General features: G+C 47.6%; 25 protein-coding genes and 2 pseudogenes. 7 read left to right on the forward strand and 20 right to left on the reverse strand.

Going from position 1 to position 26,306, the window contains the following annotated elements; translation table 11 throughout:
- Positions 1–300 precede the first annotated feature (300 nt).
- A complete protein-coding gene (locus AB3Y94_RS06605; RefSeq protein ID WP_367295540.1) occupies positions 301–1,296 on the forward strand; it encodes an LCP family protein in 996 nt (331 codons plus the stop codon).
- 148 nt (positions 1,297–1,444) lie between these two features.
- Here AB3Y94_RS06605 and AB3Y94_RS06610 read toward each other — a convergent pair whose 3' ends face one another.
- The 9 genes and pseudogenes from AB3Y94_RS06610 to AB3Y94_RS06650 all read right to left on the reverse strand — a co-directional run bounded on the left by AB3Y94_RS06610 (position 1,445) and on the right by AB3Y94_RS06650 (position 8,842).
- A complete protein-coding gene (locus AB3Y94_RS06610) occupies positions 1,445–2,029 on the reverse strand; it encodes a hypothetical protein (protein ID WP_367295541.1) in 585 nt (194 codons plus the stop codon).
- Between the two features lie 78 nt (positions 2,030–2,107).
- Complete coding sequence (locus AB3Y94_RS06615; protein ID WP_367295542.1) at positions 2,108–2,467, reverse strand: CrcB family protein; 360 nt, start codon at positions 2,465–2,467, stop codon at positions 2,108–2,110.
- A complete protein-coding gene (locus AB3Y94_RS06620; protein WP_367295543.1) occupies positions 2,464–2,856 on the reverse strand; it encodes a CrcB family protein in 393 nt (130 codons plus the stop codon). Before AB3Y94_RS06620 ends, AB3Y94_RS06615 begins: the two co-directional genes overlap by 4 nt.
- Before the next feature lie 74 nt (positions 2,857–2,930).
- The gene (locus AB3Y94_RS06625; protein WP_367295544.1) at positions 2,931–3,194 is read right to left on the reverse strand and encodes a metal-sensitive transcriptional regulator; all 264 of its coding nucleotides are present in this window, start codon (positions 3,192–3,194) and stop codon (positions 2,931–2,933) included.
- Entirely contained in the window at positions 3,194–3,520 is a 327-nt protein-coding gene (gene trxA, locus AB3Y94_RS06630) for a thioredoxin (protein ID WP_125681515.1), read from the reverse strand. Before trxA ends, AB3Y94_RS06625 begins: the two co-directional genes overlap by 1 nt.
- A gap of 301 nt (positions 3,521–3,821) precedes the next feature.
- A pseudogene (tnpA, locus tag AB3Y94_RS06635) lies at positions 3,822–4,287 on the reverse strand (IS200/IS605 family transposase).
- A gap of 215 nt (positions 4,288–4,502) precedes the next feature.
- Positions 4,503–5,909 carry an FAD-dependent oxidoreductase gene (locus AB3Y94_RS06640; protein WP_367295545.1) on the reverse strand — a complete coding sequence of 469 codons (1,407 nt, stop codon included), beginning with the start codon at positions 5,907–5,909 and terminating at the stop codon, positions 4,503–4,505.
- 664 nt (positions 5,910–6,573) lie between these two features.
- Complete coding sequence (locus AB3Y94_RS06645) at positions 6,574–7,212, reverse strand: VTT domain-containing protein (RefSeq protein WP_367295546.1); 639 nt, start codon at positions 7,210–7,212, stop codon at positions 6,574–6,576.
- A gap of 775 nt (positions 7,213–7,987) precedes the next feature.
- Positions 7,988–8,842: a DegV family protein gene (locus AB3Y94_RS06650; RefSeq protein ID WP_367295547.1), complete on the reverse strand. Its 855-nt coding sequence runs from the start codon at positions 8,840–8,842 to the stop codon at positions 7,988–7,990.
- A 621-nt stretch (positions 8,843–9,463) separates the two neighbouring features.
- Here AB3Y94_RS06650 and AB3Y94_RS06655 point away from each other — a divergent pair.
- Positions 9,464–10,830 (forward strand): annotated as a pseudogene (locus AB3Y94_RS06655) (Nramp family divalent metal transporter).
- Between the two features lie 269 nt (positions 10,831–11,099).
- Entirely contained in the window at positions 11,100–11,627 is a 528-nt protein-coding gene (locus AB3Y94_RS06660; RefSeq protein WP_367295548.1) for a GNAT family N-acetyltransferase, read from the forward strand.
- A 90-nt stretch (positions 11,628–11,717) separates the two neighbouring features.
- Here the strand turns inward: AB3Y94_RS06660 and AB3Y94_RS06665 are convergent, their stop codons facing one another.
- The 6 genes from AB3Y94_RS06665 to AB3Y94_RS06690 form a co-directional block, all read right to left on the reverse strand.
- Positions 11,718–12,467, reverse strand: coding sequence for a glucose 1-dehydrogenase (locus AB3Y94_RS06665; protein WP_367295549.1), 750 nt, complete (start codon positions 12,465–12,467; stop codon positions 11,718–11,720).
- 471 nt (positions 12,468–12,938) lie between these two features.
- Entirely contained in the window at positions 12,939–14,192 is a 1,254-nt protein-coding gene (locus AB3Y94_RS06670) for an RNA-guided endonuclease InsQ/TnpB family protein (protein ID WP_367295550.1), read from the reverse strand.
- Positions 14,193–14,371: 179 nt separating this feature from the next.
- A complete protein-coding gene (locus AB3Y94_RS06675; protein WP_367295551.1) occupies positions 14,372–15,787 on the reverse strand; it encodes an NAD-dependent succinate-semialdehyde dehydrogenase in 1,416 nt (471 codons plus the stop codon).
- Positions 15,788–16,008: 221 nt separating this feature from the next.
- Positions 16,009–16,575 carry a TetR/AcrR family transcriptional regulator gene (locus AB3Y94_RS06680; protein WP_367295552.1) on the reverse strand — a complete coding sequence of 189 codons (567 nt, stop codon included), beginning with the start codon at positions 16,573–16,575 and terminating at the stop codon, positions 16,009–16,011.
- A gap of 295 nt (positions 16,576–16,870) precedes the next feature.
- Positions 16,871–17,395 (reverse strand): methylated-DNA--[protein]-cysteine S-methyltransferase, encoded by a 525-nt coding sequence (locus AB3Y94_RS06685; RefSeq protein ID WP_367295553.1) that lies wholly within the window; start codon positions 17,393–17,395, stop codon positions 16,871–16,873.
- Positions 17,396–17,721: 326 nt separating this feature from the next.
- A complete protein-coding gene (locus tag AB3Y94_RS06690) occupies positions 17,722–18,933 on the reverse strand; it encodes an NAD(P)/FAD-dependent oxidoreductase (protein ID WP_367295554.1) in 1,212 nt (403 codons plus the stop codon).
- 643 nt (positions 18,934–19,576) lie between these two features.
- Between AB3Y94_RS06690 and AB3Y94_RS06695 the strand changes: the two genes are divergently transcribed.
- The gene (locus AB3Y94_RS06695; protein ID WP_367295555.1) at positions 19,577–20,218 is read left to right on the forward strand and encodes an SDR family oxidoreductase; all 642 of its coding nucleotides are present in this window, start codon (positions 19,577–19,579) and stop codon (positions 20,216–20,218) included.
- Between the two features lie 310 nt (positions 20,219–20,528).
- On the opposite strand, the gene AB3Y94_RS06700 is transcribed toward AB3Y94_RS06695, so the two are convergent.
- Together AB3Y94_RS06700 and AB3Y94_RS06705 are read right to left on the reverse strand one after the other, a co-directional pair.
- The gene (locus AB3Y94_RS06700; protein ID WP_367295556.1) at positions 20,529–20,669 is read right to left on the reverse strand and encodes a hypothetical protein; all 141 of its coding nucleotides are present in this window, start codon (positions 20,667–20,669) and stop codon (positions 20,529–20,531) included.
- A 35-nt stretch (positions 20,670–20,704) separates the two neighbouring features.
- Positions 20,705–21,004 (reverse strand): hypothetical protein, encoded by a 300-nt coding sequence (locus AB3Y94_RS06705; protein ID WP_367295557.1) that lies wholly within the window; start codon positions 21,002–21,004, stop codon positions 20,705–20,707.
- A 176-nt stretch (positions 21,005–21,180) separates the two neighbouring features.
- Here AB3Y94_RS06705 and AB3Y94_RS06710 point away from each other — a divergent pair, with 176 nt between their 5' ends.
- From AB3Y94_RS06710 to AB3Y94_RS06720, 3 genes are all read left to right on the forward strand, one after another.
- Positions 21,181–21,882, forward strand: coding sequence for a response regulator transcription factor (locus tag AB3Y94_RS06710; protein WP_367295558.1), 702 nt, complete (start codon positions 21,181–21,183; stop codon positions 21,880–21,882).
- Positions 21,872–23,236 (forward strand): sensor histidine kinase, encoded by a 1,365-nt coding sequence (locus AB3Y94_RS06715; protein WP_367296490.1) that lies wholly within the window; start codon positions 21,872–21,874, stop codon positions 23,234–23,236. The genes AB3Y94_RS06710 and AB3Y94_RS06715 overlap by 11 nt, the downstream gene beginning before the upstream one ends.
- Positions 23,237–23,327: 91 nt before the next feature.
- On the forward strand, positions 23,328–23,576 hold the full coding sequence (locus tag AB3Y94_RS06720; protein WP_367295559.1) for a hypothetical protein: 249 nt from the start codon (positions 23,328–23,330) through the stop codon (positions 23,574–23,576).
- A gap of 186 nt (positions 23,577–23,762) precedes the next feature.
- Here AB3Y94_RS06720 and AB3Y94_RS06725 read toward each other — a convergent pair whose 3' ends face one another.
- The 3 genes from AB3Y94_RS06725 to AB3Y94_RS06735 all read right to left on the reverse strand — a co-directional run bounded on the left by AB3Y94_RS06725 (position 23,763) and on the right by AB3Y94_RS06735 (position 26,165).
- Positions 23,763–24,179 carry a hypothetical protein gene (locus AB3Y94_RS06725; protein WP_367295560.1) on the reverse strand — a complete coding sequence of 139 codons (417 nt, stop codon included), beginning with the start codon at positions 24,177–24,179 and terminating at the stop codon, positions 23,763–23,765.
- Positions 24,180–24,313: 134 nt separating this feature from the next.
- Positions 24,314–25,717 carry an MFS transporter gene (locus AB3Y94_RS06730; protein ID WP_367295561.1) on the reverse strand — a complete coding sequence of 468 codons (1,404 nt, stop codon included), beginning with the start codon at positions 25,715–25,717 and terminating at the stop codon, positions 24,314–24,316.
- 7 nt (positions 25,718–25,724) lie between these two features.
- The gene (locus tag AB3Y94_RS06735; RefSeq protein WP_367295562.1) at positions 25,725–26,165 is read right to left on the reverse strand and encodes a MarR family winged helix-turn-helix transcriptional regulator; all 441 of its coding nucleotides are present in this window, start codon (positions 26,163–26,165) and stop codon (positions 25,725–25,727) included.
- Between the last annotated feature and the right edge of the window lie 141 nt (positions 26,166–26,306).

A 26,306-nucleotide genomic window follows, 5' to 3' on the forward strand; every position in this document is an offset into this window, starting at 1 on the left:
AGGCAGAACCGAGTTTCGAGACCGCTTTTTGGCTCGAAATCGTGTTCACAGCGTTCCAGCCTATTTTTCACGCCCGGCAAGGCGCAAAACCAACCACTTAACAAATTGCAAAGACACGTACGTCCTTACTGTAACCAAATTATTAAGAAATTGCCATCATTTTCTCCGAACGTTAGGTTTCCTTTCCGAACAGATGACAGATCTGCTAAGAAACCGTAAAAACCAATGGCTCTCACCGCCATTCTAGCTAAGGGTGGGTATACTAGATTGCGGATTAAGAGAGTAAGGGGAGGAATCATCATGCAAAATACACCATTACCACCACGACGAGAAAGTTTTGCTCCTCGTCGCCATCATTTACGCCACTGGCTCATCGCTCTGTGCAGTCTACTGGCGATTGGCGGTGGCGTCTACGGCTGGCATGCTTGGCACGCGGCCCAGCAGACCTTTTCTGCCACTTATCATGCCGTTGGCAAGCCCAGTGACACCACCATCACCAGCGGTAAGCCGTTTGCTGTGCTACTCCTAGGAACCGACACGGGTGCGCTTGGGCGTCACGACGTTGGCCGCACGGATACCATGATTATTGCTACCATCAATCCCCAAAAACAGACCGCTAAATTAACGAGCATCCCTCGTGACACGCTAGTCAACATCTGGGGAAGCCAACAGGACGAGGAAAAAATTAACGCAGCCTACCCCCTTTATGGTGCCCAAACCACCATCAAAACGGTAGAGCATCTGGTAAACGTCCCCATCCCCTATTACGTACTTCTCAACATGGGGGGCCTTAAGAAAATGATCAATGCCGTGGGTGGCGTTACGGTCGACCCACTACTGACTTTTCACTACCAACAGGCTAACGTAGCCAAGGGCGTCAAGATTCATTTGAACGGCACTAGCGCCTTGGCCTACTCACGGATGCGTGACCAAGATCCATTAGGTGACTACGGCCGGCAAGCCCGGCAACGCCAAATTATCAAGGCACTCGTCCTAAAGGAAGCTAGCATCGGGTCTTTGCCACGGTATCAATCCGTCCTGGACTCCCTGACTAACAACCTCCAGACCAACTTAACCTTCCAAGACCTCGTCTGGTTACGCGCCAAGGATGGCCACACCAGCCGCCACATTCAATCACAAACGCTGCAAGGGCAACCAGCGACCATCAACGGTATCGACTACCAAATCGCTCCCCAGTCTGAGATTGACAAGGTCTCTACCAGCCTACGTCAGGCCTTGAATCTATCAAGTAATGCTGGCTTTCAAACGGACGCGTTGGATCCCGTTGGTTTTTAAAGCAAAAGCTTAGAATCGGAGGTGATCAAGTAGTGCTAGTTGCCTTCTACTCCACGTTTCAGCAATCTAAATTTAGAGTCAGTAAAAGGACCTGGAAGAAATCCCAGGTCCTTTTTGCGTCGTTAACTTAAATCACACTATTTGCCGACTAGCCTTGACTTTGCTCATTCTGCCGAGCAGTCCAGATATGCCAACCAATCACTAAGACGCTGACATCCCCGAGAATCGTACCCAACGCAATCAACCAGCTACCAGCTGAAGTAACCATCAGACTAGATGTCAGTGGAATTCGTGCTAATAGGGCTAGCAACGTCGTAATCCACAGGCTCCCCAGGATAGCGGGGAACCAGGAGTTGACGTGCCGTCGCTGATGCCACCAGGTCAACCCGGTCACAATCAACGCAAACAATAGGAGTGTGATACTCCCACCAACACGCGTTAAGTAGACCAATCCTACGGCCGGAACTGTCCGTGCCGCAATCCACATTGCCACCAGTAGCCCAATAATAATGATCAACCAGCCAACAATCCTCCCTCGTGCGGACGCGCGTTGTGTCAACCACAGGCCCAAAGCCATGGCAATCACGAACAGGCCATACTGCACGGCCACTAACAAGAGTTGAAACGGAACTGCTGGCAAAATCACACTTGGTAAAATGGTTCCTAACGTAAAAATCAACAGTGGTACCAAGAGATCCCAGCTCCACCATTGGGGCTTCGTTTGTTTGGTCACAACGTTTGCTCCCTTCTTTTTCTTCAATGTGTTCAATGATAAAGAAGTTCCAGAGAAAATACCACTGATTTATCGTGATCAGCCGTGGGTAAGCCCCCACCAGAAGCCCGCCGCAGCCAGTAAGCACCCACCTAAGACACTCAACAGTAAGTAACCCAGCACTGCACCAAAACGCCGCTGATCAGCCAGCATCACGACCTCATGGCTAAAGGTAGAGAAGGTCGTGAATCCACCGAGAATGCCCGTCCCCAATAAAACGGCCCAAAGATTACTAGCCCGTAATCCGGTTAAACCGCCTAATAGCAGGCAGCCCACCCAGTTGATGGTTAGAGTAGCCACCGGCCAATGATTACTATACCAACGTTGAACCAATCGAGTTGTCCCGTAGCGGCCCAGAGCGCCGAGCATGGCCCCTAATCCTGCTAGTGCCGCCATCATCGTTCAGCCACCGGAAACGTTCCCCACTTACGCGCGCTCCACAGGCCGAACCAGCTACAAGCCAATCCGCCCACCAGGGTCAGCGCCAAGTAGCTCGCCGCGAGGCCCCATTGTTGCTGTTGCAGTAAGCGAACCACATCGACACTGAAAGTCGAAAACGTGGTGAAAGCCCCGACACCGCCGACACCCAAACCAACGGTAATAGCGCTCGGCCAATGAGCCGTTACCCGTTTGGCATGCGACAACCAGGCTAATCCCCCACTTCCCATCAAGTTAACCAGGACAGTGGCCCACGGAAATCCAGACGTCGGCGGCAAGCTCTGACCAATGAGGTAACGGCCACTGCCACCTAAAAACGCAAAAAGTGCAATCGAAACGATGTTTGCCAAGCCATTGACCTCCTTGTAAATGCTTCGCCCATTATAGCAAAAAAGGCCGCCCCACGGCGACCCTTCATCACGTTCTAATGCGTTTTAACCACGAGGTCTAAAGCATCTTGGAGTGCTGCCTGTTGATCTTCATTGAGTTCATCCTCGGCGACACACTGCTTAACGTTCTCCGCAACAACCACGCCCATCATGCGCTCCACCCCGGAACGCACGGCAGCTAATTGCGTCAAGATATCCTGACACTCCCGTCCCTCGTCGACCATCTTCAGGATTCCCTGAAGTTGGCCATCGGCACGTCGCAAGCGATTTTTCAATTGATTAGCGGTCGTTTGCACCATTAGGCTTTCACCTCAGTCAACTTTTCGTCGAGATACTTCTTCAAAGCCGCTTTAGGATGGAACCCCACCACTTTTTCAGTTGGCATGCCGTTCTTAAAGACGACCATGGAAGGAATGCTCATAATTCCTAATGATTGTGCCAGCTCCTGATTCTGATCAACATCTAGTGAAGCGAACTTGACCTGGTCACCATATTCTTGATCTAAGGCTTCCAAGACTGGCGTCTGCATCTTACATGGCCCGCACCAATCGGCCCAAAAATCGACAACGGTTACCGCGGTATCGTCGCCTACGTGTTCAAAGTCCTTACTCGTAATTGCTTGCATGAAAGAATCCCCCTCAAATTTTATTAATGTGGTTAGTATACCCCAAGGGGTATTAAAAAGCGAGATTTTTGTTTTCAGTTAGCCAGCGAGTCAACCCTCTAATATACCAGTCACAGGCACCCTCCTTGGCCAGCTTCAGTAAACCGCAACAATCAAGCAAATAAAAACCACCCGTTGAACGGGTGGTTTTCTCGAGGGCTATAAGCCCTGGATACTGGCCAGCGTCTCAAGGCGCTGGCTTTTGTGTGTCAAAGCCAAATTGCGTTTGCCACTTTTGCTGCCGCTTTAAGCGGCGTTTGTATTACTTACCCTGACCCTTGAAGGGGTCTTCATACTCCCGAACGCTGAGTCTATCCACCGCCTGATCACTTTTTTCTTGATCACGAATATATTTTTTGATGGTGGCTTCGTTCAAGCCCACCGTGCTCACGTAGTATCCGATTGACCAGAAATGTCGATTTCCAAATTTATATTTCAAATTTGCATGCTGGTCAAACATCATCAACGCACTTTTTCCCTTTAAATATCCCATAAAGCTCGACACACTGAGCTTGGGTGGGATACTTACCAGGAGATGAGCATGATCTGGCATCATATGACCTTCCAAAATCTTGACACCTTTATACTGGCATAAAAGTCGAATATCCTCCTGTAAGTCACGTCGATATTGATTATAAATCATCTTTCTCCTATTACTTTGGAGTGAATACGATATGGTACTTGCATAACCACTTTGTGTGCGCAAGACTGTTGAGTTTATTCGCCATTTGAAAAGTCCCCTTTCGATTTAGCAATGTTGGCTTCGACACCTACATTCTAATTCTTATGGAGGGCTTTTTGGTACAACCGATCTATTATCCGCCCGCATAGCGGGTGGGTTTTTGTTTCGCACGCTTTAGCGTGCTCAACTGGGCCTAAAGGCACTACCAAAAAAACGAGGTGCGACCTTCGTCTCACCCCGCTTCCAATTCAAGTCTTTAAATTAATCTTCAGAAAGTTCAGGATCTGGATCCATCCCAGCAGTTAACCGCGGATTGTTGTGGCCCCGCTTGGTTTCCTTTTCCACTGCCTGTTGCGCCACGATGTTAAGGAAATTAAACGGATCATCAAAGTTCGGGTTGAACAGCATGTCCACAAAGGCCAGGTCATCAATCGTGTTCCGGTTTTGGATAGCAATTGAAATGGCATTAGCCGATTGGGCAACTTCATGCTTACTGAGGAACTGGGCTCCTAGAATCCGTCGGTTCTTCCGGTTGTAGACCAAGTTGATGGTTAAATCATCCGTAGATGGCATATAACTTGGCCGCCAAGTCCCTTGGAAGGTTACCTGATCAGCGTCAAATCCCGCTGCCAATGCATGGTCGATGGTTAACCCAGTTGAGGCTAACGTCCGACCGAAGATCTGCATCGCAGACGTGGCTTGCGTTCCCATATATTTCTGGATGTCACCAAAAACATTAATCCCGGCAAGCATCCCTTGACGCACAGCGTTAGTAGCGAGTGGCGTGTACGCTGGCTTCCCCGTAGGGTTAAAGTTAACAACACTAGCGTCCCCACAAGCAAAAATGTCTGGGTTGGATGTCTGAACGTAGTCATTAATGATGATGGCCCCGTGCTTGTCCATGTCCACTTGTCCTCGTAAGAGCTCAGTGTTAGGGACAAAACCGGTACATACAACCGCTAGGTCAGCCGTAAATTCACCATTTGTCGTTTCAATGACTAACTCGCCATCGTCATTCCCAGTGAAGGACGTTACCCGCCGATTCAATAGCACCTCCACCCCATTATCCTTTAACAGACTGACAATGTGGTCAGATAATTCTTTATCGACGTAGTGGTTTAAGATGATGTCCCGTGATTGGATCAATTGAACATCATGCCCGGTCCGAGCGTAGCTTTCAGCAAGTTCCGTTCCAATATAACCAGCACCAATGATGGCAATCCTTTTGTTGCCCTTAGCAGCGGCATCAATTGCTACCGCCTGTTCGTAGTTCTTGCAAAGCATAACCTTATCTTCATCGATCCCAAAGATCGGTGGCACGGTCACCGTAGAGCCCGTTGCCATAATTAATTTATCATAAGTATCAGTAGTCAATTCGCCAGAATCCATATCAATGACATCAAGCGACTTGTTTTCTGAATCGATCTTAACGACGTTGTGCCGCGTTAAAACCTTAGCACCCGCTTCCGCCAGTTGTTCTGGTGAAGAATAAAACATGTCCTCCAAGTGCTTGACTTGTCCGTCTAAGAACAGAGAAATACTGCAAGACAAGAACGAAACGTTCGTGTGTCGTTCGTAAATGGTCACATCTGTATCTGGATGGTCACGCAAAATTTGTAGCGCGGCGTTAGTGCCAGCGTGTGTACTCCCAACAATGATGACTTTCATGTTTACCCTCCTACGTGAAAAACGATTCTGAATTAAGTCTACTTGAAAGTTAGCGAAAGATAAATGACTTCGTCTTGGAAAAACGATGATTTAGCCCCAAAACCTCACACATCGTCAAGATTGACGGAATTATGTGCTCTTTGCACACTTATTTCCCACTAAAATTCACATAATCATTACATAAATAATCGCTTAAAAAACCGTCATAATCACGTCGAGAGCATTTTCAACCTAACTTTAAAATTCACTTAGTTTGTTCAGTTACTCAGCTAATGTCGACACCATAATCCGTATACCCCAATGAAAGACTAATGGTTAATCGGCAACGGGTTAAACTGTCAGAAAGCCCGATACCGTTAGGAATACCGGGGGATTAAGCTTTCCCCTATCACCTGCTAACCTGATTGGGACGATGAACTGACTTGGGGTGCTCAACTACTAGCCATTTTTCGGAAATAGTCACATTTTGGTTGCAGTGTTTTTCAGAACTGACTATGATATCGATAGTTAGTTCGTGATACGTTCTGACCTTAAGCACTGTGATAGATGATAGGAATCACTGTCTATAGATGCACTCCCCCCAAAACAAGTGATTTATTAACAGATTCCTAATATTGGCCCTAAGTAATCCGCATGTTACTTAGGGCTTTTTTATTGTCTAATTTTAGGCGCGGTGGATCCGCAAATAGTGCCAGCCTTGCCGAACTAAGAATGGAACTGCCAGCAGAATCAGAAACAACCAGGTGAAGTTTTGTTGAATGAAGGGCGTGTTTCCAAAGAAATAGCCAACCGCCGAACAGCTAAAAACCCAGATGAAGCTTCCCGCCAGATTTAGAGCCCGAAATTGCCGCCAATTCATGTCAGTCGTGCCAGCAATAATGGGAACAAACAGGCCGACAAACGGAATAAACCGGCCAATCAACAAGGTTTGATCCTGATTACGATTGAAAACCGCCGTAGCCTGTGCGACCTTCTGCTCGGGTAGCTTACTGATGAGGCGTTCCTGCAGGTCACCCCATCGCAACGTCGTCAGATACTTGACCGCTGATCCAGCCGTAGCCGCCAACGTAAACATCAGAACGAGCCACCAGATGTTGAGCTGTGACTGGGGACTCGCCGCAATTGATCCGACCATGAATAAGAGCGATTGCCCAGGAATAAACGAGAAAATCAACATCCCTGATTCCAGAAAAATTAAAAAGAAGAGCACTGGATAAATACCAGTTCCCAGTTGATTCGTTAATGGAACCAACACGGTTAGGGGATGCCAAATCACATCCCAAACCATCGTCACCAGACTCATACGATCCTCCTAACTGCTCTCATTTTGTAAGGGGCAGTTTTGCTTGAATGTCCTCAATTATACGCTGACTTCGTGAAATACAAAGGTGGCTGTCCACCGTTTCTAGCTTGAGATTCTAATTCCCACTAATATTTAGGATTTTCAACAAGCCGGCCAACACTCGTCGAGCTTGACGTCTCCTGGTTCTACCCTATAAACAATTAACAGGTACTCGACAATCGCTTTTTGGGAAATATAAGTTATTTATCCCGAACGCCTTTAAATAATGTGCCTACTTCTAGCAACTCAAATCAGTGCCTGGGTGCTGCTATGATATCGATTACCACCTAGCCACTCCCCCTGAAGTGTCGCCATTGGCCGGCTTTACGTTGCCGAACCCAACACATGGACCGGTAGCATCCGCCATTACCAATCGGACCCACTGACCAAGTAACTAAAAACACCGGTCTTATCAGGTTCCTAGCCCTATTTACCACTGGAAATACTTCTGATTTTGCTGAACTAGCACCTGATATCTTACGTAAAAAGCCGTTGACGATCCTCATCGTCAGCGGTCTTTGGCGTTATTAGTAAATTTATGAAACCAATCAATTGCACCTAATCAGGCTAGGGGTTACACTACAAGCAAGTTAGTAACAACGAGTGTTACTGACGAGGTTGTACCAAATTCTTAATACTCTTTTACGAGCAGCACTTAGCACTCCCCCAAAGTTTCTATATTCTGCTCGTATCCCCCCTCAAGCCACGACGAGAATCGTGGCTTTTTTTGTTGGCATCAATCCAGGACTTGAACGCCGACACCGATCAAGCCTGGCCCCGTATGGACTCCTAAGGCTGGTGAGACGTCACCGGCATACCACTGTTCGACGTTAGGATGCGCTTCTTTCAGTTTTGTCAGCACCCGTTCCCTGAGGTCGGGATCAGCCCCGTCACACACGGCAATGTTGACGCGCTTGGCGTCCCCCACGGCATCATTGACTAACGCCAGTAATTTAGTCAACGTTTTCTTCTCACCACGAACCTTGGCAATTGGGTAATAGATACCCTCACTATCACATGAAATGATTGGTTTGACATTCAACAAGGTCCCTGTCATCCCAGCCACCTTCCCAATCCGGCCACCAGCCTGGAGATACTTCAGTGATGGCACGTAAAAGAAGACTTTGGTCTGTTTGGTAACACGTTCAACCTCAGTGACGATCTGGTCAAAGGTCAACCCCTGAGCACGTAATCTGGACGCATAAATCGCCGCAAATCCGCTTCCAATACCAACACTACAGGTATTGATCACATGGACCTTCAGCGGTGAATCCTGTGCTAATAACTGGGTCTCCTGAAAGGTCCCGGACAGAGCCGCTGAAATTGTCACAGCAATCACGTGGGTGTAGCCTGAAGCTTGAATTCGTTCCAAAGCTTCTACAATTCGCTTACCCGTAGGACTAGCCGTTGAAGCCTTCTCAGTTGCCTGACGACGATAAAATTCTGTTGGCGTAATAGTCAACCGGTCTTCGTAGACGTGATCCCGAAAAATCACGTTCATGGGCATCAGTGCCATATCCGCAGCCTCCAGGACGGCGGTCGGAACGTCAGAACATGAGTCCACTAAAATAGCAATCTTTTCTGGTTGCATGGGGGTTACCTCGTTTCTCCTAGTATCAGGTTCTCATAATAAATGTCATTATAACGCAATCACCTAGTTTTGGGAACTAGATGTGCTATCGTTTGTAACTTATCACGTCGTAACAGAGGTTTCTAACTTGCCTTTTAAGCTTTACTGATACCACTCCTAGTGGCTATTACTGATGATGCCTAATCACGATTAAAAAAATTTTTTTAACCGGTTAATTAACTCGGCACTAATAGTTAAATTAGCTTACCTGCCTGAAAAAAAAGCAGTCATTAATGACCTATTTTTTGTATAGGATTTCACACACTTTGCCGGGGCAAGCATGAAAACGGCACCAGTCTAAAAATTTAGTTAAGACTGCTACCAATAGGTTCTAGCAAATAAATCGTTACTTGAATATAAAATCTTTTTTGGCTCACCAAAATTAATTCCCGTCATGGTTGACATTGCGGCCAAATAGCCTATACTTACGGGTGGAATTAAAGCGCGTCATTAGAGTTAGTTTCGTTAATTTTGCCATTATTCGCACCATTTACGCCACGCTGACGCTGACTCGCGTTTACCAGGAAAGGCAGAAGTCAATCGACTACCTGAATTTCTAAGCCAATAGAAAAGAGGGATTTTATGAAGAATCATGAAACCGACGAAAAGACCAAGCACCATATGATTCAGTCAACCGGGAGTAACCAAAAGAGCCTGGATGAAGTCAATGGGACGGTGGAAGTTCCGCAAGATGCGGGCTTCTGGCGTACTTTGATGGCTTACACCGGGCCTGGTGCCCTAATTGCTGTGGGGTATATGGACCCCGGGAACTGGATCACGTCTATCGCCGGTGGTGCCCAGTACAAGTATACGTTGCTGACGATCGTCCTACTCTCCAGTTTAGTTGCCATGTTACTACAAGCCATGTCAGCCCGATTAGGGATTGTGACGGGAAAAGATTTGGCCCAACTCACCCGTGAACGGACCGGTAAGCGAACCGGCCTCTTCCTCTGGGTAGTCACTGAATTAGCTATCATGGCCACCGATATTGCCGAAATCATTGGGTCGGCGATTGCCTTGAAGCTGCTATTCGGTTTCCCATTGATCGTTGGTATCATCATCACCGCCATGGACGTTTTGATCCTGTTGGTCCTGATGAAGTTAGGGTTCAGAAAGATCGAAGCCATCGTGGCCACCTTAGTTGCCGTGATTCTCTTCGTCTTCCTGTACGAAGTTATCCTCGCACAGCCACACATGGCTGAGGTGCTCGAAGGCTATATTCCTTCCAGCAGCGTGGTCACAAACAAAGGGATGCTCTACCTCTCCTTAGGGATTGTCGGAGCGACCGTGATGCCCCATGACTTATACTTGGGGTCATCAATCTCACAAACCCGGAGCTTTGACCGTAAGGATCGTAAGAGTGTTGCCAAGGCCATCAAGTTCACGACCATCGACTCAAACATTCAACTGACCTTGGCGTTCGTCGTCAACAGTCTGTTACTGATTTTGGGAGCCGCCCTCTTCTTCGGAACAAACAGCGACTTGGGTCGGTTCGTTGACTTGTTCAACGCCCTGAGCGACAGCCAAATCGTTGGTGCCATTGCCAGTCCGATTCTCAGTATGTTGTTTGCCCTAGCCCTGTTGGCTTCCGGGCAAAGTTCCACCATTACGGTCAAATCATCATGGAAGGGTTCATCAACTTGAAGATGCCACTTTGGGCACAACGGTTAATTACTCGGCTACTCTCCGTGACACCAGTTATCATCTTCGCTGTCATCTACCATGGCAATGAAGCCAAGATTGAAAACTTACTGACACTATCACAGGTATTCTTGAGTATCGCGTTACCATTCGCCATGATTCCACTGGTTATTTTCACCAGTAGCAAGAGTCTAATGGGCGAGTTCGTTAACAAGACTTGGGTCAAGGTACTCGGCTGGATCATCGCCGTCATCCTGATCATCCTGAACGTCTACCTAATTTTACAAACCTTACACATCGTGAAGTAAACCTAAGTGGTTGAGACCGTGGTCTTGACCACTTTTTTGTTTGGTCTTTGCGGAAACCCTGCCGCTTCCGGTCGGTAGAGTGAGCGCTGGCTGTGGGGGCCAGCTCACCATGTGACGTAGACTCGAAAATTCACCCAGTTAACGCCAATTTCATAACCAGCCCCCACCCCTTCCCATCCTACCCACTATTCTTAGTTTGTAAGCGCTTTGACTTTCCCTAACAGAACAGGTATAACAAAATTATACTTATAAAACCTGAGGTGGATTCCATGCAATTATCCGTTACGGACAATATCTATATTGAAACACCGGCCATTAGTGACGCTGCTGGCCTGTACCCATTGATTGAGCAAGACCGGGAGAACCTAGCGCAGTGGCTACCCTGGGCGGCCGCGACCCAATCCGTCATTGATGAAGCCGGCTTTATCCGGAACTGTCTCCAGCGTATTGAGGACCAACAACTTTGGTTGGGCGTTATCTGGGTCGACCATCATCCTGCCGGCATGATCGACCTGCATGATTTCAAAGATAGCCACGCCGCCATTGGGTACTGGCTGGGCAAAGACTACCGTGGCCAGGGTATTTTGGCCCAGTCCTTAGCTGCGCTTGAAAAGTTTGGGTTTGGCCGTTACCGACTCCATAAGATCAGCATCCTGGCAGAGCCTGACAACGGGGCTAGTCGGGCCGTCGCCGAACGGGCGAATTACCATCAAGATGGCATATTGCGTGAACATATCCCCCATCAAGACAGTTTTGCCGACGCTGTTGTTTACTCGAAGCTAAGCACCGAAGCGTAAAGCCGACGAAATAAGTTTAATTGCAAACTAAAAGTGAGGTCCGAACGTCATGTTCAGGCCCCACTTTTTTAGATTTAATTTGTCAAATACTTAAGCACGTTGGCCGCCATCGACGGTAAACTCAGCGCCGTTAGCGAAGTGTGATTCGTCACTGCCTAAGTAGACACAGACTTCACCAATATCTTCTGGCTTGCCCATGTGACCAACGGGAATCGACTTGATAATCTGTTCCTTAGCCGCAGCTGGCACAATCGACGTATCGATCCAGCCGGGATGAACGGAGTTGACCCGAATATCCACGTGCCGTTGGGCTAAATTCAAAGCCGTCGCGTGTGTTAACATCCGACTACCACCCTTGCTGGCTGAGTATGCCGGGGCAAAGGGTAAGCCGACCAGTCCGGCAACGGAGGAAACGTTGATGATCGATCCCTTAGCGTCATTCGTTTCTTTCATTGCTTTGATGGCAACCTTTTCGCCTAAGAAGTTCGCCGTCAAGTTGACGTCGATGACGGATTGCCAATCGGCTAAGGATAGGTCTTCAATGGCACCGTTAACGCCACCAATTCCCGCATTATTCACCAGAATATCCAGCTTACCAAATTTTTCGAGTGTGGCATCCATCGCCTTTTGCCACCCCGCTTCAGTCGCAACGTCCATTTGAACAAAAAGACTAACGTCACTACCAAACTTTTCAACGGCGGCTTTCCCACCATCGACGTTATGGTTAGCGGTTACAACCACTTTTGCCCCTTCACGAACGTAGCATTCAGCAATTCCTAAACCAATCCCTGCAACGCCACCAGTAATGATAGCAACTTTACCTTTTAACCGATCTGCCATTCCTGTCACCCCTTAGTTATATTCTTACTCGTTCAGGGTATCACACTATGACGGTTAGAAAAATAATTATGCTCAATTACATTGGTAGATCATGAATAGCTAACCTAACTGTTAAAAAAATGGTTGATCAATAAACATTAACGTCGCTAGCCGAATAGTCCCGGTCTCGAATCGTTGGTCTTTTGGAGGTTAAGCGGGATTAACTGCCTTTTATCGCACGTTTCGACGATATTCGTTCGGAACGCCAAAAGGGTCTGGAACCCTCGTCCCAAACCCTCGGATTGACTTTACCTTCAAATTTTGTAGCCAGCGAGTCAACCACGCCCGTTTAAAAAACGGACGCTTGTGAGAACCACACCCTTTGGCATGGTGACCACAACTTGCTTAGATACAGCGTTAGCCTACGAATAGGACTTATCCGCTAATTACCAAAGCCTTTTAGGTCCGCAGGTTGCCAGACGGACTCGTTTCCTATAAGGTAGCTAACCCCTTAGCTAGAATATTCTTAGCTGCATTATGATCACGGACATGAAACGTCCCACAACTAGGACACGTCCACTTGCGATCAGCCAACGTCAACTTGTTCTTCCCGGTCATGACGTAACCGCAATGGCTACAAGTTTGCGTTGTATTTTGAGGATTGACCGTCAAAAACTTCCGGCCATACAAATCAGCTTTGTAGGACAACATGTTCAAAAGTGTTCGCCAACCGACGTCCGAGATGCTCATTGCCAAAACGTGGTTTCGTAACATGTTTTTACTCCGCAGTTCTTCAGCTACAACTAAATCGTGGTTTTTGATCAAGGTCGTAGAGACGTGGTGCAAAAAGTTCTTACGTTGATTGGCAACTTTAAGTTGTAATTTGGCCACTAATAATCGTTGTCTTTGATAATTCTTTGCTTCTGATAACCGTCGTTGACTCCTTTTAGCTCGTCTGGCTCGCCGTGACAGTTTCCGTTGAGCCTTAGCCAGCTTTCCTTTAATCACTCGGTAGTAACGGGGGTTATCAATCACCTGTCCATTGGAGTCTGTCAGAAAATTGTCAAGATTCAAATCAATGCCGACTTTAGATTTGACGACCGGTCGTTTGACAGCAAAAGAGTATTCTGACCCAATCTGTAGAGACACAAAGTAATGGCCCACAGCGTCCATTGAGACCGTTGTTGTCCCAATTCTAATGTCCTTAGCCCGGTCTAAAATCCTCAATGGAAGCTCCTTGAATCGGAGATACCCTAGCTTGGGTAGTTGTAGATGGCGGTTGTCGATTAGTCTAACGCTACCATTCTCCATAGTTGGGACTGTCACTTTAGCACTATAAAGACACGATGTTTGATAAGTCTGTGTGTAGCCACGCTTATGGAACTTAGGCGTCCCGGCCCGATGAACCTGGTGGAATAGCTTCCAAGCAGTCTTGTAATTTTTGATAGCGTTGGCTTTCATCAGACTGTCAAAATCCGGGTGATTTAACCACCCATGAATATTGGAGATAGCAGTCGATGGCTTCTTTAGACGTGCAGTCAGATCAGCGATTCGATCCAAGACAATTGTAATTGGAATCTTCACTTGTTTTAACCAGAACAGGTCATTATTCATTCCGTTCATCTGATTATAAATAAACCGACTAGCGTCACTGTTACGTTTGATCAGACGTTTCTGCTCGGTTGAAGGGAAGACTCGGAGCTTAACCCCATAGTGATAAGGTAATTGAGACATCGTTTTCGTCATAAACTGCCACCTCCCTTTGCTTGATAACCAGCGTACCATATGAATATACTGTATCCATAGCAAAGCGTCTTACAATAATATTTATGGAGATAGCATATGAGTATTACTGATCAACGAAAGGTATATTGGCATTCATCCCTTGCTTGAAAGCAAGGGAATTCCGCCTAATTTATATTAAATTAAAACTTGTGTGGCAGAATCAGTCCACCAGTTTCATCGTCATTAGGATGTTCCCGCTTAACCACGAGTTCTTGGTTCACAAAGCTCGAAATCCCAGTTTGGCCTAATTCACGACCAAAGCCAGACTTCTTAACACCACCAAATTCAAGCTCTGGCAGTGAGCTGAAGAACGTGTTTACGAAGACCATTCCGGTCTCAATCCGTGAAGCCAGTGCAGCACCAGATTCAGCGCTCCCAGCAAAGACAATACCACCCAAGCCGTAGTCAGCATCATTAGCTAATTCAACAGCTTCATCGTCATTGGCCACCTTGTAAACCTGCGCTACGGGACCAAACATTTCTTTTCCGTAAGCAGGGTTATCCTTGTCAATATTCGTTAAAATCGTTGGCAAGAAGAACTGACCATCACTATCTACCGCATCATGAACAAAGTACGCAGTGGCACCACCAGCAATCGCTTCATCAACCTGGGCTTGTAACTTTTCCTTGGCCTTCTTAGAGTTCATCGGTGCCAACGTCGTGGTTGGATCCATTGGGTCCCCCAACTTGACGCTGGCAAAGGCCGCTTTCAAAGATTCCAAGAATTCATCATAGTGGTTAGCCGTAACAATAAACCGCTTAGAAGACGTGCAGACCTGACCTGCGTTGTACAATCGTGCTCGTGGAGCAACCGCGTTTACGTCAGCCATATTGGCATCTTCAGCCACGATAAAGGCATCGACACCACCCAGTTCCATGGTATTCTTCTTCAAATATTTGCCGGCAACTTCAGCGACGGCAACCCCGCCTCGTTCAGAACCAGTCAAGGCAACCCCCTGAACCCGCTTATCAGCAACCACCTGTGACACTTGGTCATAAGATAAGAAGAGGTTGGTCAGCGAACCATCTGGTGCGCCAGCCCGCCGAACAGCATCTTCAAAAGCGAGAGCTGAACCTGGTGTAATAGCGGCATGCTTAAACACAATCGGGTCACCTACCGCAAAGTTAGGTGCGAAGATCCGCATCATTTGGTAGTACGGAAAGTTCCAGGGCTCCACGGCCATTAAAACACCCAGTGGGTGATTTTCCAGCTGTGCTTCACCAGCAATCGTTTCAATCGCTCGGGGCTTCAACATTTCTTCCGCATGATCAGCGTAGTAATCCGCAATCATCGCACAGAGTTCGACCTCACCCTGCGCTTCCGTAAACAATTTACCCATTTCTGTGGTTAATACTTTAGCTAAGCGATCCTTTTCATCACGAAAAAGCTGAGCTAGCTGGTGCAGTACGGGAATCCGGGTGGTAACTGGATCATTCCGCCATTCTTTATAGAGTTTTTGCGCCTTAGCTAAACTTTCTTCAACGTACTCGGGCGTGGCATTTTCATAAGTCTTGACGACTTCATTGGTATAGGGATTGGTCGTTTGATAAGCCATACTATAATTCCTCCTTATAGGTCCATTTGCATTCACAATGTAACCTCTTACAAAGGTAACTATACCCCCGTCAACCGCTTAATACCAGCAACTCGTTTGTGATATAATAATCAAAATGTTTGTGAAACAACCAAGCCTTGGTTGTTTCAAACGGTTGCATTTTTCGAAAATTGGTCTACAAAAAAAGCCGCCAGCTTTCGCCAACAACTTTACGCAAACGTTTAACTTAACTTCCAACGATCCAAAATCCCGTTCATCAGCCGGTTGGCCGTCGTAATTTGGTCGAGGACCGTTCTTGGGCTGGCGGTAAAACTATCATCCGCCCATTTGTTGATAATGCCCAATGAACCTGCAGCAATAAATTCTGCTGATTTATCAATAACGTCTTCTTTCAAATACCGATACTCCGGCATTGCATGTAGCAAAATTGACAGTCGTGAAGCCACAAATTCATTCATTGACTGGCGCCAAACCCCATCATCATAGGGGTAAGCGTTTAGGAAAATCTTTGAATTATCCGCAATCCGCTCCAATAATTGGATAACGGCCGGACGCCAATTTTCCAGAGTCAAGGTTAATGGTTGTTCGCGGCGTGGCGCTTCAACAATGAAGTGCTCGTAAACAAACGCTAACAACTCATATTTGTCCGCGAAGTAGTAGTAAAAAGTTTTGCGGTGGACATCTGCCTCATCCGCAATTTCCCGAACAGTTACCTTATCAAATGTATTGTGGTTCAACAACGAAGCCAAGGCCTCAGCAATCCGCTCCTTAGTTTCTGATGCAGCCATCGTGATACCTCCAATCGTTCACACACCATATTTTATTTAAATTTCGTTCGCTAGTAATCCCCCCCGGATGCTAGTAAACCTAACTAACGCCCTAAGCTGACTAAAATTATACGCGTTCTAACGAAAGAAGGAACCCCTTTCGTGAAAAAACACCCGTCAAATTTTGCTGGTTATGTATATTAACTGTGATACTCCTCAGCTTTTGAACACGCTTGATTATAGCATAACTAGCAGCTCATTGTACGATAGATTTGTGCACAATAAGTAATAAATCGGTAAACATTCAGCAAACACCCTAGTTCTTTGTGAAAGTCACCCGGTCCGCCGCATCTGTCAGTTGTCCTTCCAGCTGCAACAAAGCCACTTTACGGGTCAATCCACCGGCATAACCGGTCAGATCCCCGTTCCCTGCGACCACCCGATGACAGGGAATCACGATACTAATTGGGTTGTGTCCCACTGCACCACCAACCGCCTGACCACCTACAAAATGGCCGACCTGTTCAGCCGCAAGGCTTGCTAACTCCCCGTACGTGCAGACCTTTCCGTACGGAATTTCTTGTAGCAATGACCAAATCGTTTGGCGAAACGGTGTTCCTTGTGGTTTCACTGGAAAATCAATAGTCGGTTGTTCCCCAGCAAAGTAGGCATTTAGCCACGTTTGAACCCGATCAAACACCGGCCGGTCGCTGACTACCGTTAATCTCGGCATCGTGCTACCGTAGTATTTCTGATCGGTAAACCACAGTCCCGTCAAAGCGAGGCCATCGGACATTGCCGTGACCGGACCTAGTGGTGTGGTTAGACGTTTTTGTAGCATCGTCTTCCCCCTTTTCTAATCATTTTACCATTAAATAGGCGAGCCGGCTAACTTTACCCACCCATTAACGGAATTTTTTTATATTTACTTTATTTATGCTGCTGCACCACTCGAAACGAATAAAATCGGACTAATCAATCTTATAAGTTCAATGGTCTTGTTGGTAGGTCGGCATTACATACCCCCCTTAACGGTCTCATCCCTTCTAAAGGAAACACAAAAAGCCTGACAAATTCATGTCAGGCTTTCAATTGATTTTCCGTCAGTTTCGCCGATGTGTAACAGAACATTATTGCCCGTCTACCGGTCAGTAACTCACTTCTGTTTTAGTGGTACAGGTCGAAACGCCCCTTAGCCAGCGTAGTACTCAGGTGAGCACTTTCCATCAGCGAACGATCCGTGATAACCTTCTTCATAGCTGAAGCAATGTAACCATGAATCTTACGCTTGCTGGCAAAGATTTCACCAATACCATCCCGATCACTCAGAGAGGCAACGGTCCCACTAGACTTATAAACGAACGGCCGAGTTGCGTGTCCTCGTAACGATAAGCCGATATTTTTAGCAGCCTGAGCCCCACAAGCCAACGCAATTTGCGCGGTAGTTGGGTATGGGCGGCCACTTTCTGGATCCATTACAGCGGAAACGTCGCCCACAATGTAGACTTCTGGGTGGCCTTCTAAGCTCAAGTCATCCTTAACAACGACCCGGTTTCGACGTTGTTCAAAGCCAGAGTCAGCAATGACTTGGGAGCCACTGACCCCAACGGTCCAGACAATCGTGTTAGCAGCAACTTCATGTTCCGTATCGTCTTCACTATCCTTGTCTTTGTAAACCACAGCACCTGGCTTGATTTCAGTAATAGCTGCGCCCAGCTTCATTTCAATGTTGTTCTTAGACATGAAATTCAGAGCGTAGTCAGCTAATGACTTATCAAACATTGGCAGGATCGTCTTTCCCATTTCTAAACACACAACCTTGATGGCGGGTGTGTTGTAACGGGTCTGTAGCTTTGGTAAGGATTGGCTCAGCTCACCTAATAACTCGATTCCAGTAAACCCGGCACCACAGACGGCAATGGTTAAATCATTCTCATCCTTGGTCTCCGCGTAACCCTTGATCTTATCTTCAATGTGGCGGTAAACCGCCTCTGACGTCTCCAAATCATCCATCGGTAAAGCATTCTCAGCTGCACCCTTCAAGCCAAAGGTTTCGGACTGGAAGCCTAACGCTAAGACTAAATAGTCGTACGTAATCGCTTCATGGTCAGCCAAGGCTACCTGCTTTTGATCAACGTCAACGTTCGTGACCGTGTCTTGAATAAACTCGACCCGACTGCCAATAACATCATTGATTTCGTACGTAATCCGGTCCGGCGCAATAGTTCCTGCGGCCACCTCATGTAAATTGGTCTTTTCTGTATGCGTTCCGGTCTTATCAACCAAAATAATCTTGTCTTGACTGGGAACCTCTTTCTGCAGGAACTTGATGGCACGCATGCCAGCATATCCGCCACCTAGAACTAAAATCGTTGCCATAATTTAACGACCCCTTTTCTAATAAAGTTCTCCCCGATCACAGTTAGTCCGATACGTTCAATTTAGTTAAAACGGTTACATTTAACTAGTCACCACTACTCCCCCCAAACGGAACCAGTGGGTGATCTAACTGTCAGGGATGATTTGTCTCTATTATACGGCTTATCAGGCGAAAAACCAGTTCAAAGCTATCGTAATCTACTTCACAAATAAGTGTACACAATTGAATCGTTACTAAGCCAATGATTGCACGGTGTTTCGCTTGGCTGCCTTACCGGGTGAGCTGGTAGGTGCCGGAACACCATAGGTACAATTTTGAGCCAAAGCGCGGTTTCCAAGATCGACGTTTCTCCAACCTGAGAAGACCATTCAGCTAAGAGAAATTTCATGGCTGAGCACCTACCAGCTCACCCTCTCGGCTAACGCAGATACACCGCTGCAACAATCATACGCTTTAAGAATTTATCAAACTAACTTGAATAACGAATCTTCATTAATAGGCAAGCAATCTCACCCGGTAAGGCGTCAATTTTTCCAATCATCTATGAATTTGAGCATAATTCACAAGTCATTATTAATGAAATTATAGCTAAAAACATTTATGGTGAAGTTTGTAAGGTAACTTTCGAATGGAGGTATTTTGATGACAACATTAATTATTGGTGCGCACGGTCACGTTGGCCAGCACATTGTGGAACAACTCGCAGCGACTGGTGAGACCGTCTACGGCGGCATTCGTAAACCAGAGCAGGCTGAAACCATTACCAAATTAGGTGGCCAAGCCCGCGATGTTAATCTGATGGGCACCGTTGAAGACCTACTGCCGGCCATGAAAGGCGTTGACACCGTGATTTTCTCCGCTGGTTCTGGTGGCAGTACTGGTGATGACATGACCATCAACATTGATCTGGACGGGGCCATCAAGTCAATGATTGCTACTGAAAAAGCCGGAATCAAGCGCTTTATCATCGTCAGTGCAATGGGCACCGACGACCGCTCCTTCTGGGATAAATCAGGTATTCGTCCTTATTATGCAGCCAAATACTACGCCGATCAGTGGTTACGTCATCGGACTGCCCTGGACTATACAATTGTCCGGCCAGGAATTTTAACCAATGACGCCCCCACCGGCAAAATCACGACCAATTCCGCTGCCAGTGACAACAAGAAAATTAGTCGGACAGACGTTGCGGCTACGGTGGTGGCTATCGTTCAACACCCACAATCAAAGCAAATTATCGAAATGGTTAACGGCAATGCCCCCATTGCTGACGTCATTAAGTAATCGAATTGAGTTCCGTCTCCAGTGATTAGAGTGGGGTGCGGTCACAAGAACCACTTCCGGTCTAATCACCCACGGCTACGTATTAATTCAATTTACTTATAACTACAAATAAGAGCAACTAAATTATGGAGAAGAATGTACCGAAAGCTGGGTACTTTCTTCTCCATTTTTGTAGACTGCCAAGCCATGCTTCATTGTGCACAATTGATGCCGTAAAAGTATGCTAGAATAAGCTAAGTAAGCGCTACACAGCAGTCTAAACATAATCTCAAGCGATATCACTTAACCAGCGATACGCCCCTCATGCTGTTTAGCTTGTCATCGTCGCTGTAGCCACCGGTGCCAGGGTGGCGGCCACATTCCACCACTTGGAAGTACCGAACCAAACTAAAAAATCAGCAACGGTCCCGCCGTTACTGGTCAGATAGCTTCTATTCTGGTTGGTTGGCATTGCGCTGAACAACTGGCATCGTTTGGCGATGTTGCTTACTTCAGCTGACTCTCCGTGTGTCGGTTATCCAGGTTCAACGCACTGGCATCGATCACCGTCTGTACTTGACTGGAAATGGCTTTGGTTGTCACTCGTTTCAAGCGAATTTTAGTTGGCTGGATCTCGGCGTTGGGCCGGGAGCCAATTTCAACGGTCGTGTCCACGTCTAATCGTGGAGTGGCCACTGCTACCGTTGAGGTGGTTGCCGCTGAGGCCCCCGCCGAAGTTGCCAATAAAGTCGTTACCGTCATTGCCCCAAGCATTACTTTAGTCATCATTGATTTAATCTTAGTCATGTTCACCACTCCTTGGTTTGATTGTCTGATTGCTTTCGATGTATTAGTTATACCATCCAGAGTGGGGGCAAATCTTGAACCTACTTTAAGCTTAAAATATGAATTTCTTATTTTCGAAAACCTTTTTTATGATACTATGCCACTAAAGCTCGTCAAATAAAGGAGTCAGACCATTTATGAAGAATACAATTTTACTCGTTGAGGACGAAGAAGGCCTTGCCAGCTACGTTGCTAAAGAACTCACCTTCGAAGATTTTGACGTGCTGACCGCCACCGATGGTGAGGCCGCCTGGGAAACCTACCAGCAAGAAAAAGATAAATTGCTCTTAGTCCTCCTCGATTGGATGCTCCCTAAGATGGACGGGATGGAAGTCCTCCGCCGAATTCGCAAGCACGACGACCTGCCCGTCATTATGATGACGGCCCGCGACTATCTCGGTGATAAGGTTACGGGACTGGATAATGGGGCTGACGATTATATTACAAAACCATTTGAAATTGAAGAGCTACTCGCTCGGATTCGGGTGATTCAACGACGGACTGCCCACCAGAGTGGCCTAGATCAGACCTACCATCTCGGCGACCTCACCCTAGTCACTAAGACCCGCCAGGTCGACCGCGCTGGTGAAACCGTTCAACTGACCCAACGGGAATACGACCTACTTCTCTTCTTAATGCAACATCCGAGCCAGGTTTTCACTCGCGACGAACTACTCGACAATGTCTGGGGGGTCGACTTCTTGGGCCAACAAAACGTGGTCGACGTCTACATTGGTTACCTCAGAAATAAAATCGACGTAGCGGATGCTCCTAATTTGTTCCATACCATTCGGGGCGTTGGTTACAGTCTAAAGGAAGATGATCGTGATGCGCACTAACTCTCAGCCACGAACGTACGAAGATATTATCCGCCACTCCGTAACCAGTCTCCTGATGACCATTGGCTTAATCATTGTGCTCACAGTCAGTGTCACCCTAACCGTTGACCAACTTCTCCGTGCCCAGGATCAGGCCCAACAACTGAGTACCAGTTTACAAACGACTCAGGTCAGTAATTTCGAAGACTGGCTTATGGTCAACAAGGGAAGTGGTCTAAACTCACATAACACCTTTGTTCTCGTTAAGAATGCTAAGGGAGAAACCACTTCCTTGTTACCCCACACTGCCGCGCTGGCTAAGGCCAATACCTGGTCAGTGCCGTTCACCCATCTGGTTTATATCAAGGGTTGGGGGCTCTATTTCTCGGAAATGTTAAAGACTCGCTCACAAACCTACTTTCTCTTCATTGGGATGCACGTACTAGTAGGCAACCTTCACGTTTTAATCGCTGTGCTGATTATCGCCATTGGCTTGAGCCTACTGATTGGCTTACTCTACGTTCGACGTTTAGCCAAACGTCTGAGTGCCCCCACCATCGCCCTCGCCAATGCGGCCCAACAAGCGGCGGCCACTCCCGAACTCACCCAGCCAGAATTACCTCAGCCACAGGAACCGGTCGAAGTGGCCCAATTAGCTCGCGACTTCAACCAACTATTAGCTGCTCAAAATGGCCGTCTAGAACGAGAACGTCAGTTTATTTCCGACGCCTCTCACGAGCTCAGAACGCCCATTGCCACGATTCGGGGTAACATTAAACTAATTGAGCGGCGGGGTGATAAGCATCCTGAGGTCATCCCCGAGTCAATTGGCTTCATCGACCAAGAGTCACTGCGAATGCAACATTTGATTGAAAACCTGCTACACTTGTCGCGCGCCGATAAAGCGACGGTCACCCTACAATCCCTTGATTTGGCCGAGCTGACCACCAGCGTAGTCAGTCACTATCAACCCTTGATCCCACAGCCAATCGAGTTAACCGTTCCTGACCAGCCCGCGCTGGCGTTAGGCAATGCTGACATGCTCTACCAAGTGTTGACGGCCCTACTGGATAATGCCCACAAATACTCACCCACTGACCAACCCATCCAAGTCACCGTCACCCAACGACCTGGTTTGGTCAGCCTAGTAGTCGGTGACAACGGCCCAGGGATTCCCGAATCTGAACGCACCCACGTCTTTGAACGCTTCTACCGAGTCGATGCTTCCCGTTCCACTAAGATTGAAGGGAATGGCCTAGGATTAGCCATTGTTTCCCAACTTGTCAAGCTCAACGAAGGCCACATCACCATCACAGACAACCTTCCCAATGGTGCTCTATTTACCGTGACCCTGAAGGACACTAAGGAAAACTAAGAAATTCTCAGATAATCCTTAACGAAAATCGCTAGTTTCCTTCACGTTTTCTCGATATACTGGGTTCATAACTTGAAAGGAAGCGTGTAATATGCTGATTGATGACAACCCTAAAATTCACACGATTACTCCCGCCCGGATCACGAAGGTTTTCTACCCTTACGTCATTGCCCAAACGGAAGCTGGGCGTTACGTCAACATTAACCTGAGCGATCAGGAACGCCAAGACCCCCTGTTTTGGGAGTCCATCGCCAACATTGCCAAAGCTAAACTTTGGGTCCCCATTGGCGAACGGTTCCATCAGCTCCTCTCGTACGACTGGACTTACGCAGCCGAGTAAGCTTACAACTAAATACAATTTAAAAGGCGCTAATTAAGCGCTTTTTACCAAAATCTTGAGGTCCGAGACTAATCGTCTTGGACTTCTTTTTTTCATGCAACCAGGGCCTGAGACAAAAGTCTCAAGCCCTGGTTGTGCTCCGACCGTAGATAGTCGGAACTAGAAATAAATATTTACAGTTCACTGTCACCGCAACGAATTACGTAGAATCTCTGCCTTTTTCCGAAGTTGCGCACGGGTCTGGGTTAGCTGAATCTTTGTCGGTTTGGCAAGATATCCATCCAACGTCCCGCCTAGACTCGCTAGGCTAAACGCTAAGAGCCCCCACTCATGAGCTGACCAGCCACCCCCTAGCAACAGTGCTAGCAGTGCACTTAAACCGAATAACCCCAGGTCGATCAATGCTGAAGGTCCCTGCCGACCGAAGCGATTGAAGTAAGGGTACTGCCACGTCCAGAAGCTGTCGATAATCAGGAAGGCCAACACCACCCCCACCGTTAAGCGCAGCGCGTGGTGTTGTGCGACCACTGACGTACTCAATAAAATGACTAGAACCATCAGATACCAGAATGAATGAAACGCATACCGCCAGTCAAATTTCATGTCGTTCGCCTCACTTTCATCAGTTCGTTTGACCTTTTGTAAGTGAAGTTTAGCACGCGACAAATCAATAAAAAATAGCGTTACCCTCCTAAGTTAGGACAGTAACGCTACCAACTTGACACCAGCCTCAGTAATTACTGGACGGTCGTCACTTTACTCAATTTCAGTCCAATAATCATGCATACCAGCGTTCCAACACTCGCCACTAATAAGACCAGCAGGGCCCACTGTGAACCAGCCGCCGTCTTCACGAGCGTACTGCCCACACTTCCCGCCTGACTGGCACCAATGATGGCCGACACGATTGCCGTCCCCATGGCACCGGCAAATTGCTGCATGGCATTCATTAGCGCATTACCATCCGCCTTTAAGTTTCTGTCTAAACGCTTCAAGCCAGCGGTCATAATATTCCCAAATGCCAGACCAATGCCAACCATGTAACCCACGTAGAGGCCCAGAATTGCCAAAACGGACAGGCTGCGGGCGAAGCTCATCATTACTGCCAGCATAATAGCGACCAGCGTCAAACCTAATAGGATTGGCCGTTTAGCACCAAAGCGGTCCAAAATTTGCCCGCCAATTGGTGAAAAAGCAGCCCCAATAACTGCCCCCGGCAAGACAACCAGACCCGCAATAAAGGCGGACTGTTGATTAACCAATTGGAGGTAATTTGGCAGGACAAATGACAGCCCCAGCGCCGTGATCTGTAGCAAGAAGAAAGCCGCCAAGTGCCAGGCAAACGCTGGATTAGTGACGGCTGCCAGCTGAATCAACGGGTGGGCACTCCGCTTCGAACGATTGACAAAGTACAATAGGCCGAGAACTCCCAGTAGGAGCGCACCGCCCACCGACCAGCTGAGAAACGGCTGACTACTCAGCGAGCTAAAGCCAAAGATGAGACCACCAAACGTCACAATAATCCCCATCATGCTCAAAAAATCAAAGTGCTCATGCGTGGTTGGTGCCACCTGCTTAATGGTCTTAATTCCGACAAAGAATGAAATCACTAAGAAGGGCAGGAGAATCCAAAAAATATATCGCCAATTTAAACGGGTAACTAAGATTCCACCATACGTGGGGCCAATGGCTGGCCCAATGGCGGTAATCAGGGTACCAATTCCCGTCATCATACCAATCCGGCTAAGCGGTACCTGTTCCAAGATAATGTTAAACATCAAGGGCAAGGCAATCCCCGTCCCAAATCCTTGAATAGCCCGGCCGGTCAATAGCCACGGAAAGCTAGTTGCACAAGCGTCTACGACCAACCCCGTGATAAAGAGTAGGTTGGCGACGATAAACAGCTGTTTTAGCTTAAAACGCCGCTTGAGGTACGAAGAAATTGGGACGATGCAAGCGACAATCAGGAGATACAGGGTCGTCATCCACTGCACAGTCCCGGTCGTTACGTTAAACTGCCTCATTAAGGTCGGGAAGGTAATGTTCATCGCCGTCTCAACGATGACCCCGCTCAGGGACATCAGGCCAGTTGCCAATACGGCACCTACGACCCGTGGATCAATTCTGTCTGTCTTCGTCATTTTAAAGTTATTCCTCCTCTGATGTTGAATGATGCCAATGCGAAATCTGAATCAACGCGCGTTGAAAAGCGGCCGCCTCACTGACTGACAACCCTGCAACCATCTTGGCATCCTGTTGTACCAGGTGTGCGGTGACGATGGGGACCAGTTCTTGGCCCTTCGCAGTCAGCTGCAACTGCCGTTTGCGGCTATCTATCGTTGCCACGACCCGTTTCACCAAGTCTCGTTCAACCATCCGTCTCACTAGCAGTGATGCTGTCGACCGTTGAACGTGAAACTCCCGTTCAACGTCCACCTGATAGGTCACCGCATCCCCTCGTCGACCGAGGTAGTCAATGACGGACATTTGCATCCCCGTGAGCCCATAGTCGCGCGCGAAGTCATTCATTTCTTGATTCATTTGGTGCTCGGCATCTCGCAGCCAAGCCCCTAGTCTTCGATTCGCCAAAATCTCCGCCTCCTATTTTGTTAGTCAGCTAACAATTTTAACGTGCTCCTCGACTGATTGCAAGTGCAAACTGGTAGCAACTAAAAAAATCTCGGACTAGCCATCGGCCAATTCGAGATTTCTTTGATTAATAACGATTAT

The organism is Levilactobacillus yonginensis (genome assembly GCF_964065165.1).
GTDB lineage: Bacteria > Bacillota > Bacilli > Lactobacillales > Lactobacillaceae > Levilactobacillus > Levilactobacillus yonginensis_A.

What these genes read in the sequence shown, in the direction of transcription:
- AB3Y94_RS06605 (WP_367295540.1), top strand. Translation starts at nt 301, where the DNA reads ATGCAAAATACACCATTACCACCACGACGAGAAAGTTTTGCTCCTCGT.
- AB3Y94_RS06615 (WP_367295542.1), bottom strand. Translation starts at nt 2,467, where the DNA reads ATGATGGCGGCACTAGCAGGATTAGGGGCCATGCTCGGCGCTCTGGGC.
- AB3Y94_RS06625 (WP_367295544.1), bottom strand. Translation starts at nt 3,194, where the DNA reads ATGGTGCAAACGACCGCTAATCAATTGAAAAATCGCTTGCGACGTGCC.
- trxA (WP_125681515.1), bottom strand. Translation starts at nt 3,520, where the DNA reads ATGCAAGCAATTACGAGTAAGGACTTTGAACACGTAGGCGACGATACC.
- AB3Y94_RS06640 (WP_367295545.1), bottom strand. Translation starts at nt 5,909, where the DNA reads ATGAAAGTCATCATTGTTGGGAGTACACACGCTGGCACTAACGCCGCG.
- AB3Y94_RS06645 (WP_367295546.1), bottom strand. Translation starts at nt 7,212, where the DNA reads ATGAGTCTGGTGACGATGGTTTGGGATGTGATTTGGCATCCCCTAACC.
- AB3Y94_RS06650 (WP_367295547.1), bottom strand. Translation starts at nt 8,842, where the DNA reads ATGCAACCAGAAAAGATTGCTATTTTAGTGGACTCATGTTCTGACGTT.
- AB3Y94_RS06660 (WP_367295548.1), top strand. Translation starts at nt 11,100, where the DNA reads ATGCAATTATCCGTTACGGACAATATCTATATTGAAACACCGGCCATT.
- AB3Y94_RS06665 (WP_367295549.1), bottom strand. Translation starts at nt 12,467, where the DNA reads ATGGCAGATCGGTTAAAAGGTAAAGTTGCTATCATTACTGGTGGCGTT.
- AB3Y94_RS06670 (WP_367295550.1), bottom strand. Translation starts at nt 14,192, where the DNA reads ATGACGAAAACGATGTCTCAATTACCTTATCACTATGGGGTTAAGCTC.
- AB3Y94_RS06675 (WP_367295551.1), bottom strand. Translation starts at nt 15,787, where the DNA reads ATGGCTTATCAAACGACCAATCCCTATACCAATGAAGTCGTCAAGACT.
- AB3Y94_RS06680 (WP_367295552.1), bottom strand. Translation starts at nt 16,575, where the DNA reads ATGGCTGCATCAGAAACTAAGGAGCGGATTGCTGAGGCCTTGGCTTCG.
- AB3Y94_RS06685 (WP_367295553.1), bottom strand. Translation starts at nt 17,395, where the DNA reads ATGCTACAAAAACGTCTAACCACACCACTAGGTCCGGTCACGGCAATG.
- AB3Y94_RS06690 (WP_367295554.1), bottom strand. Translation starts at nt 18,933, where the DNA reads ATGGCAACGATTTTAGTTCTAGGTGGCGGATATGCTGGCATGCGTGCC.
- AB3Y94_RS06695 (WP_367295555.1), top strand. Translation starts at nt 19,577, where the DNA reads ATGACAACATTAATTATTGGTGCGCACGGTCACGTTGGCCAGCACATT.
- AB3Y94_RS06700 (WP_367295556.1), bottom strand. Translation starts at nt 20,669, where the DNA reads ATGCCAACCAACCAGAATAGAAGCTATCTGACCAGTAACGGCGGGACC.
- AB3Y94_RS06705 (WP_367295557.1), bottom strand. Translation starts at nt 21,004, where the DNA reads ATGACTAAGATTAAATCAATGATGACTAAAGTAATGCTTGGGGCAATG.
- AB3Y94_RS06710 (WP_367295558.1), top strand. Translation starts at nt 21,181, where the DNA reads ATGAAGAATACAATTTTACTCGTTGAGGACGAAGAAGGCCTTGCCAGC.
- AB3Y94_RS06715 (WP_367296490.1), top strand. Translation starts at nt 21,872, where the DNA reads ATGCGCACTAACTCTCAGCCACGAACGTACGAAGATATTATCCGCCAC.
- AB3Y94_RS06720 (WP_367295559.1), top strand. Translation starts at nt 23,328, where the DNA reads ATGCTGATTGATGACAACCCTAAAATTCACACGATTACTCCCGCCCGG.
- AB3Y94_RS06725 (WP_367295560.1), bottom strand. Translation starts at nt 24,179, where the DNA reads ATGAAATTTGACTGGCGGTATGCGTTTCATTCATTCTGGTATCTGATG.
- AB3Y94_RS06730 (WP_367295561.1), bottom strand. Translation starts at nt 25,717, where the DNA reads ATGACGAAGACAGACAGAATTGATCCACGGGTCGTAGGTGCCGTATTG.